A 15,514-nucleotide genomic window follows, 5' to 3' on the forward strand; every position below is an offset into this window, starting at 1 on the left:
TCTGTGTGGCAGCAAGTTAGCATTTAACAATGCAAGTTTTAGCTTAAATTAAAATTGACACTGGAATGAGTGGTATTGATTTAGTAGGAGGGATACAAATGCGTTTCTCAATGTTACAGCAAAAAGAAGTAATAGAAGCAGGCAATGGACGTTTTTTAGGCTTTGTCGTAGATGCAGAGGTATCGAAAGAAACTGGCTATGTAACTGCGTTTATGATTGCAGAGCCGAGAAAGTATCTAGGTTTTTTTAGAGGAGAAGAGTCGATTAGAAAAGTCCATATGAAGGATGTTCTTGTTGTAGGAAAGGATGTCATTCTAGTAAAGGCATTATCGTAGAATCATAGCATCTGTGTGGCTTGCTTCTATTTTTTGAACAGTAAGACTGTAGCCTCTCATGTCGTTTAAGCAACGTGGATGTATCAGTATTAATAGGTCAGGCTATTCATTGATAAATCAAGAGTTGCTTGTTACAATAAAGGAAACTAAGTTGTAAAGTTGGGAAAAACAGTGACGAAAATCTTAACAAATTTAGACAAAATTAATAGTCAAATACAAGCAGCACAACAACGCTCAAATCGTGAAGCAACTAACGTTCAAGTTATTGCTGTAACGAAAGAGGTTTCCGTTGAAAGAACACAAGAAGCAATTGATGCAGGGCTTATACATTTAGGTGAAAATCGTCCTGAGGGCTTAAAGCAAAAAATTGAAGCCATTCAAGCAAATGTACACTGGCATTATATTGGATCATTACAAACTCGAAAAGTAAAACAAGTTATTAATGAAATTGATTACTTACATTCATTAGATCGTTTAAGTTTAGCTGAAGAGATTGAAAAAAGAGCAACAAAACCTGTAAAATGTTTTGTACAAGTTAATGTGTCAGGTGAACAATCGAAGCATGGTTTAACGATTGATGACGCAGTTACATTTATTGAATCTTTACAAAACTTTACGAAAATTCAAGTTGTAGGTCTAATGACAATGGCACCAAATACAGAGGACGAAACAATCATTCGCTCTGTTTTTAAGCAATTAAAACAATGTCAACAGCAAATAGCCGAACGAGGATTCGCACACGCGCCTTGTACCGAGTTATCAATGGGCATGTCTAATGACTTTGAAATAGCGGTAGAGGAAGGAGCTACATTCGTTCGAGTCGGAACGGCTCTTGTTGGAAATGAAAGAGGGGAACAGGATGAGCATGAAAAATAAAATTAAAAACTTCTTTTATCTTGAAGAAGAATTAGAAGAAGAAATCACGCAAGCTCCTATTCAACAGCAACAACCCGTGCAGCAACAACCGATTCATGCAGCTAAACCTAAAAAGGTCATTAAGGAACGTAAAGCACAGATTCATGAAATTGTACCGCAAAGTACAGCTGCCAATAATAATATTGTCAGTTTACAAGCAGCAATGAATACAAAGGGTGCGAAAGTTGTATTAGTAGAACCGAGAGTTTATGCAGAGGCACAAGATATCGCAGAAAACTTAAAGAACAAACGTGCAACGATTGTGAATCTACAACGTATCGATCGAGAACAAGGTATAAGAATCATTGACTTTTTAAGTGGTACAGTCTATGCACTTGGAGGAGATATTCAACGTATAGGCAAAGATATTTTCTTATGCACACCAGATAATGTTGAAGTGTCTGGCGAAATTTCAAATTTTATTTTAGACGATAATTAATAGCGAGGATTGTAGTTTATATGACTTTATATATCATTTTGCATTATGTGGATTTAGCATTTACTGTGTATTCATTTATGCTAGTTGCATATGTTTTAATGTCTTGGGTACCAGCTGCTCAAAGTTCAGCAATTGGCCGTTTTTTAGAAAAAGTATGTGAGCCGTATTTAGGGATTTTTAGAAAATTTATTCCAACTATTGGTATGATTGATATTTCTCCGATTGTAGCAATATTTATGTTAAATTTTATTAAAAACGGGCTTTTTATTGTAATTCAAAAAATATTCTTTATGTTTTAGTCAAAATCCTCACAGTTGGTGGGGATTTTTTGTGTAAAGGGGAAATACTAGGCTTAAAAAAGTAGTAGTTTCTAATGAATGAACAAATGGATGAGGTAGATGAGGTGAACGATAGATGGAGCATTTAATACAACATTTTAGGAAGGATGAGCAACCCTTTATTGAGCAGGTGGTAAGCTGGCAGCGCGAGGTAGAAGATCGTTATGCCCCTAAACTTACTGACTTTTTAGACCCAAGGCAGCGTTTTATTGTAGCATCTGTTATTGGGCAAAATAATGTGCTCCATACAACAAGTGATGGTCTATTTCATGAGGCAGAACGTCAGCGCATGCTTATTTTCCCAACGTATTTTGAACCCCAGAAGGAAGATTACCAGCTGAAAGTCTTTACTATTCACTATCCTGCAAGGTTTGTGCAATTGCGTCATCCAGATGTACTCGGTGCCCTTTTATCTTTAGGGCTTGATCGTGCCAAATTCGGGGATATTCGTGTCAATGAACAACAAGTACAGTTTGTGGTGGCAAAAGAGGTGGCAGATTATGTACGCCTTCATTTAACGGGGATTGGGAAAGTAAAAGTACATGTCGAATCGATGAAAGAGTTTCAAGTGCTGATCGAAAATGAAGAGGACTGGCAGGAGGAGTCACATACGGTTTCTTCAATGCGTTTAGATGTCATTATCGCAACCGTATTAAAGATTTCTCGTCAAAAAGCCCAAGCACTTATTACGGGAAAGAAAGTGCGAGTAAACTGGACTGAACGAGATGCAGTTGCTTTTGAATGTCAAGAAGGTGATATTTTGTCAGTACGTGGAAGTGGTCGAGTGAAAATAATAATGACTGAAGGCCGAACAAAGAAAGATAAAATCCGTTTACAAATCGGTCGATTGACCCAAAAAGGCTAAAAAACATGTAATTTCCATTTATTTTTACTGCTAAGTTGTTAGAACAATTGTATAATAAGAATTACGAATGTACATGTAAAGGAGAGAAGGATCGTATGCCATTATCACCTATTGATATACATAATAAGGAGTTTACAAAATCTTTCAGAGGTTATGCTGAAGATGAAGTAAATGAATTTTTAGATCAAATCATTAAAGATTATGAAAAACTACTGCGTGAGAAAAAAGAAGTCGATAAGCAATTAGAAATGGCTTTAGAGCAAGCGAGACATTTTAATTCTTTAGAGGAAACATTACAAAAATCTATAGTTGTTGCCCAAGAGGCGGCTGATGAAGTACGCAGAAATTCGCAAAAAGAAGCAAAGCTTATTGTGAAGGAAGCAGAAAAAAATGCTGATCGCATCGTCAATGAGGCATTAACGAAAGCACGTAAAGTAACAATCGAGATAGATGAACTGAAAAAACAATCAAAGGTTTTCCGCAATCGTTTTAAAATGCTTGTAGAAGCACAGTTAGATTTACTGAATGCAGATGATTGGGATCATTTATTGCAGTATGATATTGATTTAACCGAAATTCAGTCTTCTGTTGAGGAAGCACAAGAGTCAGAAGAAATGTAAATAAGGCTTTTACTTAAAAAAGTGAAGGTATCATGTGATGAATATGACTTGACGCAATTCGTGGATTTCCATATACTATTGTAATAGTAAATAAAATAAGCACTTATATGCATAGAGGCAGAGACGAAGACAGTATTTGTTAGGCGTTGACAAGCGATTTGGGGATAGTGGGAGCCCATACAAGCAAATAACAAAGAAAATCACTTCTGAGCTAAATAACTGAACGGCTAGTAAGTTATTTCGGAGCGCACAACGTTAACGTGCTTTCAAGCGGTAGTATATTATGTACTACAACTAGGGTGGTACCGCGAGTTCAAGCTTCTCGTCCCTTACAGGGATTGAGGGGCTTTTTTGTTGTTACTGTTTTGACTTTGGGGCATCATTCGCAGGACATTCGAAATAGCATTGTTTAAATATTAAGCGCAAGTCGTGTTGCATTCACTTTGCTGAGGCTTTTAAGAAGCTGTATGCCATGGATGCTAAGCAGTTGTTCTCTGTTTGCAAAAAATAAAGGAGGAATTACAAATGGTTGAATATAAAGAAACCTTATTAATGCCGAAAACGGATTTTCCTATGCGTGGGAACTTACCAGCAAATGAACCAAAAATGCAAGAAAAATGGAATGAGATGGACATCAATAAATTACAAATGGAGCGTACAGCTGGTCGCCCAGAGTATGTGTTACATGATGTCCCTCCATATGCAAATGGTGATATTCATATTGGCCATGCGTTAAATAAAGTGATAAAAGATATGATTACACGCCATCGCTCCATGACTGGCTATCATGTCAACTATATTCCAGGTTGGGATACACATGGTTTACCAATTGAACAAGCTTTAACAAACAAAGGTGTTAAACGTAAAGAAATGTCCATTGCAGATTTCCGTGAGCTTTGTGAAAAATATGCTTATGAGCAAATTGACAATCAGCGTGCACAATTCCGCCGTCTAGGCATTCGTGGCGATTGGGAAAACCCATATATTACGTTAAAACCAGAATTTGAAGCGCGTCAAATTGAAGTATTCGGTAAAATGGCGGAAAAAGGCTATATTTATAAAGGCTTAAAACCAGTATATTGGTCGCCTTCATCTGAGTCTGCATTAGCGGAAGCAGAAATTGAATATAAAGATGTTAAATCAGCTTCTATTTATGTCAGCTTTGCCCTTAAAGATGCAAAAGGCGTTGTGCCAGCCGATGCGAAATTTATTATTTGGACGACTACACCTTGGACACTACCTGCAAACTTAGGGATTTCGTTAAATCCAGAGTTTATCTATGTAGTTGTGGCAGTAGCAGATAAAAAATTCATTATCGCGAAAGAATTGTTAGAAACAGTTGCAAAAGAGCTTGAATGGGAAACGTACGAAGTTGTGCAAGAAGTAAAAGGGGAAGCATTAGATCGTCTTGTAGCCCAACATCCATTTTACGACCGTGAATCGCTTGTGATGGTCGGAGAACATGTTTCTGCGGAAGCAGGTACAGGTTGTGTTCATACAGCTCCAGGACATGGTGAAGATGACTATCAAATTGGGAAAGCTTATGGTTTACCTATTCTTAGTCCAGTGGATAACAGCGGTTGTTATACAGACGAAGCACCAGGTTTTGAAGGTGTCTTCTACAATGATGCAAATAAAATGGTTACTGCCAAATTAGAAGAAGTTGGCGCATTAGAAAAATTAAGCTTCTTTACGCACTCGTATCCACATGACTGGCGTACAAAAAAACCAGTTATTTATCGTGCTACACCACAATGGTTTGCGTCTATCGATGCCTTCCGTGATGAATTATTAGCAGCGGTTAAATCGACGACATTCACACCTGCTTGGGGTGAAACACGTCTTTATAATATGATTCGTGATCGTGGCGATTGGGTTATTTCTCGTCAACGTGCATGGGGTGTACCAATTCCAATTTTCTATGCTGAAAATGGTGAACCAATCATTACACCAGAAACAATTGCGCATATTTCTGCATTATTCCGTGAGCATGGTTCAAATATTTGGTTCCAAATGACTGCGAAAGAATTATTGCCAGAAGGCTTTACACATCCAGGTAGCCCGAATGGTGAGTTTACGAAAGAAAATGATATTATGGACGTTTGGTTTGACTCAGGTTCATCTCACCAAGGTGTGCTAGTTGAACGTGGACTGAAATATCCAGCGGATCTTTACTTAGAAGGTTCTGATCAACACCGTGGATGGTTTAACTCTTCGTTAATTACATCTGTGGCGATTAATGGCTATGCGCCTTATAAAGGCTTATTAACGCATGGTTTCGTTCTTGATGGCGATGGTCGCAAAATGAGTAAGTCACTAGGAAACGTTATTATCCCTCAAAAGGTAATGGACCAATATGGTGCTGATATTTTACGTCTATGGGTAGCATCTGTAGATTATACGGCTGATGTGCGTATTTCTATGGATATGTTAAAACAAGTGTCTGAAGTGTACCGTAAAATCCGTAATACATTCCGTTTCTTACACGGTAATGTAGCTGATTTCAATCCACAACAAGATCGTGTAGCCTATGCAGATTTACGCGAAATGGATCAATACATTTATATGCGTTTACAAGATGTCTTAAAAACGGTGCGTGGTGCTTACGACCGCTATGATTTTGCGGCTGTCTACCATGCAGTGAATAACTTTGTTGCTGTAGAATTATCTTCTTTCTACTTAGACATCGCAAAAGATGTTGTTTATATTGAAGGGCATGACAATAAAGACCGTCGTGCAATGCAAACAGTCATGTATGATACATTAATGACATTAGTAAAAGTCATGACACCAATTATTCCACATACAACGGATGAGGTGTGGTCTTACTTACATGCACAAGGTGTTGTAGAAGAGATGTCAGTGCAATTAACTGATTTCCCATCAGTAGATGAGCAAGCAAACTTTGATGAGCTTCGTGGCAAATGGGCAGCGATTATCGGAGTGCGTGATGATATTCTAAAAGCATTAGAAGAAGCGCGTAATGCTAAAACAATCGGTAAGTCTCTTGAAGCAAAAATAACAGTTTATGCTAACCAAGAAGTGTTAACATTATTGCATGATGCCAACATTGATTTTGCCCAACTTTCTATCGTTTCTGCTTTTGAGGTAGCAGCAATTGAATCAGCTCCTGCTGAAGCGTTAGCGTTAGAACATGTTTCCATTGTTGTTGAAAAAGCAACAGGCGAAAAGTGTGAGCGTTGCTGGTCAATTTCTGCAACAGTTGGAACAAATGAAGCACATCCAACAGTGTGTGCTCGTTGTGCCGAAGTTGTTGAAAAATATTATGTATAAAAATTAATGAACAATGAGCAGCTCGATGATTTTAGATCGGCTGCTCATTTTTTTTAAATGCGTGGAACATGTTGAACATACCGATCCAAATTAAGAACATAGTGGAAAGTAGACCATAAATGGGAGATAAGCGAGGATATCTAGATGAATAGCTTTTAGGATACAAACATGCAAAAGTAACCTTTATTTAAACAATATTTCAATTGTGTTTCGGTAATCCGTTGGAGATATTCCTACATATTTTTTAAATGTAAGGCTGTAATAATTGGGTGTATTAAAGCCCGAGCTTGCTGCGATTTTTTCAATGGTGTAGTCAAATTTCCGCAAGTAGGGGAGTGTTTTGATAATGCGTGTATACGCTACATAATCGACAAAATTACGACCCGTTTCTTTTTTAAATAATCGGCTAAAGTGAGTAGGACTAAAATTAATAGATTTCGCTACATCGCTAATAACTAGCTGTTCATCGTAATGCTCTTCAATGTAGTGAATAGCCTTTTGTAGCTGTTCATGCTTCGTTAAATCCTCATAAAATCGTATATGAATATTATCGACGGGTGGCTTTCTACGTGCTTTTCTAGCTTGACTATAGGATTCTTTGACTTGCATAGATTGCAAAAAAACACCACCAATGCCCATAAAAAGATGGATACTATAATCGTTTTTCAATTGCTCGATTACCGTCAGTAAAGTAGTGACGCCTTCTGTCCAATGTTTAAAAGATGTATACGTTATAGGAATCCGCATTAGCAGTAATAAGTAACGCTCGAAATTTAAAAAGGACAACGGTGCTTTATCGGCAAAATGTTGACGAAAAACATTTGTAATTACACTACTAGCATCGTAAGGAATTGGTCGGTTTTGCTGAATATCTACGTAGCCTTGAATTAAGAAAACGATATTGGGAATACAGTCAGTTGATAAAAAGGAAGAGGCTTGTACAATTTCCTGTTCATTGTTGATTTCTCCCCGTATTAAGCGTCTTAAAAACGCTTCGCGAAACGGCGATGTATGATCTTGAGGGAATTGTTGCGAAAGTTCAAGCATCGTGACTGTACTTGCTTGCTGTTCTTTATGGGAAGTATAAAGCTTTTTTACAATTCGTAAAAACTTTTGTTTGTGCAACGGTTTTATAAGAAGTGCTTGTAAATTTAATTCAATGGCAATACCTGCCGAGTACGCTAGGTGTACTGCAACAATTGGGACAATAATACTGTTAGGATAATGTTTCTTTAACCGATTGACCTTAATCCAATCAAATAATCCCCTAATTTCATAGACGAATATAACTACCTCGTGTGCACGTGGTTGTGTACATTCAGTAAATGTGTTAGGGAGGAATTCTTCTAACCACCCTAGCATTTGCTGTTTTTCAATTGAATTCTCAACGTACCATACGACGCCTAAAATACTAAACAGCCCCTTTCTAAAGTCAAAAAATATAATGAAGGTTACTAGAAATATTTTAACTTAAAATAGCAATATTTTGTACTAATACAGCAAAATATTGTACCTATATTATTGGAAAAATAGAATAGAATAGTTGTAGTGAATAATAATTTGAAATTTCAGATAATTATTCGTCTATACAAAAGGGGGTTAGTAATATGGCAGGAAGTCATGATTACGAGTACGTAGAAGCTGGAACTGTAGATGTGAAAGATTTGCCACCGTTAGATCCGACAACACATAAAATTATGAAGGATGAGTTTACTACAGGATTTAGCTTAACGGTATTTTATTTTATTTTAATTTTTACTATTCCAGTAATGAATTGGTTTGCTCCTGAATTTGCGTTTAAGAAATTGTGGGGCGGTATGACCGTTACTTGGTTTGTCACGACAATCGTCATGATGTTGATGGCTTTTGTGATTGCGTTTGTGCATACGACATTGTATGAAAAGCGCTTGAAAAAATATGAGATGTCAACGAAGTAGTGCAACTTAAGGGGGTAGGTTGAATGTTAGAGACAATTTTAGAACCAAAAATGTTATTAACGATTGCCCTAATGGCAACGATTGTATACATTACGTATTTAACGAAAAAAAATACAACAGCATCTGATTTCTTCGTTGGGGGACGGAGCTTTGGATGGTTTACGAACGGTTCAGCTATCGGGGGAGACTATTTAAGTGCAGCTACATTTTTAGGGATTGCTGGTTTAACCTTTCAATTAGGCTATGATGGAGCCTATTATGCATTTTGCTTCTCGATTGGTTTGACGCTATTAGCCATTTTTGTTGCTGTGCCATTAAGAAGATTTGGTGCATTTACCGTAGCAGACTTTTTAGCCTATCGCTTTCATAGTAGACGAGCTCGTTTAGCCGCAGTCATTGTAGTTTTAGCCATTTCAGGTTTCTATGCGGCGCCACAGCTACTAGGCGCAGCACAAATATTAAGTATGTTCTTTGGGACTTCTTATGAATTTGGCATTATTTTTACATGTGTCGTGATGATTTTCTATGTAGGAATCGGTGGTATGAAGGGCACGACGATCAACCAAGCATTAGAGCTGTGGATTCGTCTAGGTGCATTCATTGTGATGCTTATTGCAGCGATGTATGGTGGCTTGCATTATGATAAAATTTTAGCAGCTATCAATTCCTTTAATGGACCTATTACTGGGACATCACCGTATGCCTTGGATGGAAGTGATATAAATTTTGATGGTGCCGCGTGGACGGGGACAGGCTTCTATTTCCCGACGTTTTGGCAAACGATTAGTATGACCATTGGTTTAGCATTAGGTACGATAGGGTTACCGCATATTTTATTGCGTTTTTATACAAATCCTAGTGCTAAGGCTGCACGTAAATCTGCTTTAATGGCGATTGGTATTGCGAGTGCATTCTTCTTGTTAGCCGTATTTTTAGGGGTTGTTGGTCGTGCTATTTTCATTTCAGGTACTGCGAGTGAGGAAGTAATGAGAGATTTAGTGCTTGGTGGCAATAACATGGTTATTCCAACAACGGCGCTTGCATTAGGGGGCGATTGGCTGCTCGGTCTTGTGATTGCAGGGGCATTTGCTGCTATTTTCTCTAACTTATCAGGATTATTTATTACTAGCTCTGGTGCATTAGCGCATGATTTATATGCTAGCTTTATGAAAAAAGATATTACACAAAAACAGCGTGTAGTTGCTGGAAAAGTGGCGATTGTTATTTTAGGTATTCTATATGGCGGACTTGGGTTACTCGTAAAGGATGCTTCCATCGGTCATTTAGTTGCTTTAGCATTTACGGTTGCCGCAAGTACATTTACACCAATCTTTATTTTAGGTATTTGGTGGAGAGGGATGACCGAAAAAGGAGCAATTGCAGGGTTAGTGATTGGTCTCCTCGTGTCGATGTGGATGATTTTCTTACCAGGGACACTTCCAAGTTTCCTACAATTCAAAATCCCTGGCATCGTAACAGTACCAGTCGGTTTCCTATCCGTTATTGTCGTGTCATTATTAGATCGTAAAGTACCTGCTGATGTAAACGATTTCATGAAGCGAGTGCACTCGAAGGAATCGGAAACTGCATAGATGATTAACATTGCACGTTTTTTCTTTTAGTGAAGATAGCATAGACGGTAGGAGGCTGGGACAAAAGAGAAAAAGTGTTAGATTGACTGCCATCAATCTAACACTTTTTTGCTGTGCCGTTGTGCCCGCGTCTAACATTATGTGCTGTTCCTGCCGGAGTCACCACCTCCGTTACCAACAACTAGTAACCCTTCTAATTTTTTATTTATTGCAAAAGTAAGAATAGCTAAGTTAGCCAGGTTCTCCATATAGCAAAAATTTATGAACACCTTTCCTCTGTTCCTTAAATTTTTCTAGTTATGTCCCAGCCTCCTATCGTTTTTTTACTTCTATAAAAATTGTATGAAAAACGTCCAAGCTTACTATATTAAGAAGGCTAAACTAAACAGTGAGACAGCTATTGAAAAGCGTTAATCATCTTGATGTATTTTTTAAAACCAAAACATCATATTAGCAGTCGATACTAGTTGATTGGAGTGGAAGGCGCGACACTCCAGCAGGAACAGCACGAGCTGAAAATCCATTTTTGCGGCGACAGCCGCAAAAATTAGTTGAAGCCGTGCCTGCGGAAAGGGAGCGCCTGGAACGGAAATCAACGGTTTTCTATTTTTGCATGGAAAGCTTTCTCGAATAGAGGGACAACTCGTTGTTTATTAGGAAACGGCTTTAGTAGGATAGCGGAAAGCTACGATTTTTACTTTTGGGCAACAGCATGTGTTTCTGTCATATTTTCATGTTATATTAGTTATTGCTATATAAGCTCTTATGGTAGAATAGGTAGGATGTTGAGTGAACGGAGGAATAGCTGTGTATAAATATTATGGATTGGCCGTTTTTGTCATTATTCTTGATCAATGGACAAAATGGCTAATTGTGAAAAATATGGAGTTTGGTGAACGTATTGCCGTATGGGATCCTTGGTTTGGTATTTTATCGCATCGTAATAGAGGTGCAGCCTGGGGGATGCTTGAAGGGCAAATGTGGTTATTTTCTATAGTGACAATAGGTGTTATTATTGCCATCATTTACTTTTATCATAAAGAGGCAAAGGGCAAGCCTCTTTTTCAAGTGGGCTTAATGCTGTTATTGGGCGGTGCCATTGGTAATTTTATTGACCGTATATTTAGAGGAGAAGTAGTAGATTTTGCCGACGTATTAATCCCTATTATTAATTACGATTTCCCGATTTTTAATATTGCGGATGCAGCATTAACAATTGCCGTTGTCGTATTAATGATTGGTTTAATCGCCGAAGATAAAAAAGAAAAGAAACAGGTGAAACAATGACACAAGTATCATATACAATTGAAGAACAGCAACAAGGAGAGCGCATTGATAAAGCGGTTTCGAGTATACAGAATGAATGGTCTCGTACACAAATTAGCAATTGGATTACAGAAGGAATTGTTAAAGTAAATGGTGAAGCAGTAAAAGCAAAATACAAGGTGAAAGCAGGCGATGTTGTTGAAATCATCGTGCCAGAGGCAGAACCTTTAGACGTTATTGCTGAAAACTTAGACCTTGAAATCGTATATGAAGACGCAGATGTACTCGTTGTCAACAAACCAAAAGGAATGGTGGTCCATCCTGCGCCAGGGCATCTGACGGGCACACTAGTAAATGGTTTAATGTATCATTGCACAGATTTATCGGGCATAAATGGTATCATGCGTCCAGGTATTGTACACCGAATCGATAAAGACACATCAGGTTTGCTAATGGTAGCGAAAAATGATAAAGCACATGAATCATTAGTTGAGCAGCTTGTGAATAAAACAGTCACACGTAAATATACAGCGCTTGTGCATGGACATATCGCTCACGATAAAGGGACAATTGATGCACCAATTGGACGTGATCAAAAGGACCGTCAAAAACAAGCTGTTGTGGATAAAGGGAAACATGCGGTAACGCACTTCCAAGTAATTGAACGCTTCGGTGATTACACATTAGTAGAGTGTCGTCTTGAAACGGGACGTACACACCAAATTCGTGTCCATATGCAGTATATTGGATTCCCACTTGTTGGCGACCCAAAATATGGACCAAGAAAGACCATGGATTTTGGCGGACAAGTATTGCACGCAGGAGTTTTAGGATTCACGCATCCTACTACTGGCGAATATATGGAGTTTGAAGCACCACTTCCTGTTGATTATGTACAGTTATTAGACGAATTAAGAAATAAGGATTGACGGATAATGAAAGAAGGTCTATACTAACGAAAGTGAATGAACGACTTTAACTTAATATTCACCTTTAATGGCAGTCCAGAGAGGCTGAGAAGGTACATGTGAACGTGTTGCTAAAATTTGTGCTGCAAATTTTTCCAACATGCTATTTAAACACGTACTCAACCCTCTCAGGCTATTCGCCTCGAGAGGTTTTTTTGTATTTTTTGAAAACCCCTTGCTATGCGAGGGGTTCTAAAGAGCTTCTAGCTATGGACAAGAAAAATCCCCAGCCGTACAATAAATTCAGGTCTGGTCAACCGACTTCGTACGAAAGGGGATCCAAATGGATAATAAAAGTTTAGCACACACAACATGGAATTGTAAGTATCACATCGTCTTTGCGCCAAAATATAGAAGGCAGATTATTTATGGACAAATTAAAGTAGATGTAGGTAGAATTCTTCGCCAGTTATGTGAAAGAAAAGGAGTAGAAATTATAGAAGCAACAGCCTGTCCTGATCATATTCATATGTTGGTAAGTATTCCACCAAAATTAAGTGTTTCATCGTTTGTGGGTTATTTGAAAGGGAAAAGTAGTTTAATGATATTCGACCGACATGCGAACCTGAAATACAAATATGGAAACAGGAAGTTTTGGTGTCGCGGATATTATGTAGATACAGTAGGAAGAAACAGAAAAATCATTCAGGAATATATAAAAAATCAATTACAAGAGGATATTCTTGAGGATCAAATGAGCATGAAAGAATTCATTGATCCATTTACAGGAGAAGAAATAAAAGCAAAAAAGCGAAAATGATAAAACCACTTTAGTGGTAGCGTGAAAACGGAGTGCGGTTGGCGGACCTTTCAGTGTGTCTTTAGACATGGTAGTACCCCAGCGTTTCACGCGTAGAGCAAACCACCAGTTAGACTGGTGGTTCTGATTATGCCGTTTCAATGATGCTTCAGCAAGTGGGTAGCATCTGTAACAACCCGATGAACATCGATGAAAGAGAGGAGGACAAAAAATGTCAAAAAATGAGCTATTAGATGGGCCATCGATGACAAGAGCATTAACACGTATTGCACATGAGATTATTGAACGCAATAAAGGAATTGACGAATGTATATTAGTTGGAATTAAAACACGCGGTGCCTTCCTTGCAAGACGCTTAGCAGAACGTATAGAAAAAATCGAGGGTAAAGCGATTCGCACAGGGGAGTTAGACATCACCCTTTATCGAGATGACTTATCCACAAAGCATGAAAATGAGCAGGCACATGTTGAGCAAGTAGATATCGATTATGTGGTAGCCAATCAAAAAATTATTTTAGTCGATGATGTACTCTATACAGGTCGTACAGTTCGAGCGGCACTAGATGCAGTAATGGATTTAGGAAGACCCGCGCAAATTCAACTAGCAGTGCTAATTGATCGCGGACACCGAGAGCTACCAATTCGAGCGGATTATGTTGGGAAAAATGTTCCGACATCAGGAACGGAACGTATCGTCGTTAATTTACTTGAAGTTGATGGCGAAGATTGCGTCATTATTTATAAAGAAGACTAATAATAAAGTGAGGAAACGTCATGTCAAAGGCAGTATTAGATATTAATGATAAACCGACCCCAGTCCAATTGGTGACATTAAGTTTCCAACACATGTTTGCCATGTTTGGGTCAACGATTTTAGTACCACAACTGGTTGGGCTTAGCCCAGCAATCGCCCTTCTAACCAGTGGGATTGCCACATTGTTCTTCTTATTAATTACGAAGTTTCAAGTACCAGCCTATTTAGGTTCATCCTTTGCCTTTATCGCACCGATATTAATCGCTGCAGGTGGTTTAGATGACAATGGTTTAAGTGTTAATCCAGGTAACGCTATGATCGGAGCGATGGCAGTCGGGATTACCTACGGCATTGTGTCACTTATAATTTGGAAGAGCGGTTATAAATGGATTATGAAAATCCTTCCGCCTATCGTTGTAGGACCAGTTATTATGGTAATCGGTCTTGGCTTATCGGGAACAGCAGTTAACATGGCAATGAATGTTGACGGAGAATATAATTTGCTGCATTTTTCAGCGGCACTTGTCACATTGTTTACAGCGATTATCTTTACCATCTTCTTTAAGGGGATTTTAAGTACAATGCCAATATTAATCGGCTTAATAGTAGGCTATGTCTACTCGATTTTTATCGGGATTGTCAACTTCGAACCGATTAAAGAGGCAAAAATGTTTGCACTACCACATTTTATTATCCCAGGTGTAAATTATGACTTTACGATTACATCGACAATTTTACTCGCGATGGTACCGATTGTGATTGTAACCATTTCAGAACATATCGGTCACCAACTTGTATTAGGAAAAGTAGTCAATCGGGACTATATTAAAGAACCGGGCTTACACCGTTCTTTACTAGGTGATGGCTTTGGGACCTTGATTAGTGCATTTATTGGTGGCCCACCAAAAACAACATACGGTGAAAACATTGGTGTCCTTGCCATTACACGAGTTTACAGCGTATATGTCATAGCAGGTGCGGCAGTCGTAGCGATTGTGCTGTCATTCTTCGGGAAAGCAATGGCGGTTATTGCAACGATTCCAACAGCAGTTCTTGGTGGTGTTTCCATCCTACTGTTTGGTATCATCGCATCAAGCGGTTTACGTATGCTAGTAGACAACCATGTGGACTTTGGTAACAGCCGCAATTTAGTAATTGCCTCTGTTATTCTCGTAATTGGTATCGGCGGTGCGAAATTTATCGTCACAGAATCATTAAGTCTAGAAGGCATGGCGTTAGCAGCGATTATCGGTGTTGTACTAAATGCAATTCTACCAGGTAAAAAAGAAGCTGATATACCAGTACCATACGATCAAAATAATCAATCATAGTAGTACCTTTTAATGAATTGTCCAGAGAGGCAAAAAAAGGGAAGTTGTGGACAAGCAATAAGTAAGCAATAGTCTTACTATAGTTTGTCACGCCTCCTTA

15 protein-coding genes and 1 other annotated feature are annotated in these 15,514 nt (G+C 38.4%); of the genes, 14 read left to right on the plus strand and 1 reads right to left on the minus strand.

Annotation, left to right across the window (positions count from 1 at the left end; genetic code table 11):
• Positions 1-98 precede the first annotated feature (98 nt).
• The 7 genes from LO754_RS04290 (at position 99) to ileS (ending at position 6,806) form a co-directional block, all read left to right on the plus strand.
• On the plus strand, positions 99-335 hold the full coding sequence (locus LO754_RS04290; protein ID WP_024362131.1) for a YlmC/YmxH family sporulation protein: 237 nt from the start codon (positions 99-101) through the stop codon (positions 333-335).
• Positions 336-506: 171 nt separating this feature from the next.
• Positions 507-1,211 carry a YggS family pyridoxal phosphate-dependent enzyme gene (locus LO754_RS04295; RefSeq protein ID WP_231785679.1) on the plus strand — a complete coding sequence of 235 codons (705 nt, stop codon included), beginning with the start codon at positions 507-509 and terminating at the stop codon, positions 1,209-1,211.
• The gene (locus LO754_RS04300; RefSeq protein WP_024362129.1) at positions 1,195-1,689 is read left to right on the plus strand and encodes a cell division protein SepF; all 495 of its coding nucleotides are present in this window, start codon (positions 1,195-1,197) and stop codon (positions 1,687-1,689) included. Before LO754_RS04295 ends, LO754_RS04300 begins: the two co-directional genes overlap by 17 nt.
• Positions 1,690-1,709: 20 nt before the next feature.
• The gene (locus LO754_RS04305; RefSeq protein ID WP_024362128.1) at positions 1,710-1,988 is read left to right on the plus strand and encodes a YggT family protein; all 279 of its coding nucleotides are present in this window, start codon (positions 1,710-1,712) and stop codon (positions 1,986-1,988) included.
• Positions 1,989-2,103: 115 nt separating this feature from the next.
• Complete coding sequence (locus LO754_RS04310) at positions 2,104-2,892, plus strand: YlmH family RNA-binding protein (protein ID WP_024362127.1); 789 nt, start codon at positions 2,104-2,106, stop codon at positions 2,890-2,892.
• Positions 2,893-2,987: 95 nt separating this feature from the next.
• On the plus strand, positions 2,988-3,512 hold the full coding sequence (locus LO754_RS04315; protein ID WP_024362126.1) for a DivIVA domain-containing protein: 525 nt from the start codon (positions 2,988-2,990) through the stop codon (positions 3,510-3,512).
• Between the two features lie 111 nt (positions 3,513-3,623).
• Positions 3,624-3,845 (plus strand) — a binding site (T-box leader).
• A gap of 192 nt (positions 3,846-4,037) precedes the next feature.
• The gene (gene ileS, locus LO754_RS04320; protein WP_231785680.1) at positions 4,038-6,806 is read left to right on the plus strand and encodes an isoleucine--tRNA ligase; all 2,769 of its coding nucleotides are present in this window, start codon (positions 4,038-4,040) and stop codon (positions 6,804-6,806) included.
• Between the two features lie 183 nt (positions 6,807-6,989).
• Here ileS and LO754_RS04325 read toward each other — a convergent pair whose 3' ends face one another.
• A complete protein-coding gene (locus tag LO754_RS04325) occupies positions 6,990-8,168 on the minus strand; it encodes an AraC family transcriptional regulator (protein WP_025218760.1) in 1,179 nt (392 codons plus the stop codon).
• Positions 8,169-8,413: 245 nt separating this feature from the next.
• Here LO754_RS04325 and LO754_RS04330 point away from each other — a divergent pair, with 245 nt between their 5' ends.
• From LO754_RS04330 to LO754_RS04360, 7 genes are all read left to right on the plus strand, one after another.
• On the plus strand, positions 8,414-8,743 hold the full coding sequence (locus LO754_RS04330) for a DUF485 domain-containing protein (protein WP_024362123.1): 330 nt from the start codon (positions 8,414-8,416) through the stop codon (positions 8,741-8,743).
• A 23-nt stretch (positions 8,744-8,766) separates the two neighbouring features.
• Positions 8,767-10,335, plus strand: coding sequence for a sodium/solute symporter (locus LO754_RS04335; protein ID WP_231785681.1), 1,569 nt, complete (start codon positions 8,767-8,769; stop codon positions 10,333-10,335).
• 807 nt (positions 10,336-11,142) lie between these two features.
• On the plus strand, positions 11,143-11,622 hold the full coding sequence (gene lspA / locus LO754_RS04340; RefSeq protein ID WP_024362121.1) for a signal peptidase II: 480 nt from the start codon (positions 11,143-11,145) through the stop codon (positions 11,620-11,622).
• The gene (locus LO754_RS04345; RefSeq protein WP_024362120.1) at positions 11,619-12,530 is read left to right on the plus strand and encodes an RluA family pseudouridine synthase; all 912 of its coding nucleotides are present in this window, start codon (positions 11,619-11,621) and stop codon (positions 12,528-12,530) included. Before lspA ends, LO754_RS04345 begins: the two co-directional genes overlap by 4 nt.
• 322 nt (positions 12,531-12,852) lie before the next feature.
• The gene (gene tnpA, locus LO754_RS04350; RefSeq protein WP_024364892.1) at positions 12,853-13,329 is read left to right on the plus strand and encodes an IS200/IS605 family transposase; all 477 of its coding nucleotides are present in this window, start codon (positions 12,853-12,855) and stop codon (positions 13,327-13,329) included.
• A gap of 211 nt (positions 13,330-13,540) precedes the next feature.
• Positions 13,541-14,083 (plus strand): bifunctional pyr operon transcriptional regulator/uracil phosphoribosyltransferase PyrR, encoded by a 543-nt coding sequence (pyrR, locus tag LO754_RS04355; protein ID WP_024362119.1) that lies wholly within the window; start codon positions 13,541-13,543, stop codon positions 14,081-14,083.
• A 20-nt stretch (positions 14,084-14,103) separates the two neighbouring features.
• Positions 14,104-15,414 carry a solute carrier family 23 protein gene (locus LO754_RS04360; RefSeq protein WP_024362118.1) on the plus strand — a complete coding sequence of 437 codons (1,311 nt, stop codon included), beginning with the start codon at positions 14,104-14,106 and terminating at the stop codon, positions 15,412-15,414.
• The last annotated feature ends 100 nt before the right edge of the window (positions 15,415-15,514 follow it).

This window comes from Lysinibacillus sp. GJ-1, assembly GCF_021166035.1.
Taxonomy (GTDB): domain Bacteria; phylum Bacillota; class Bacilli; order Bacillales_A; family Planococcaceae; genus Lysinibacillus; species Lysinibacillus sphaericus.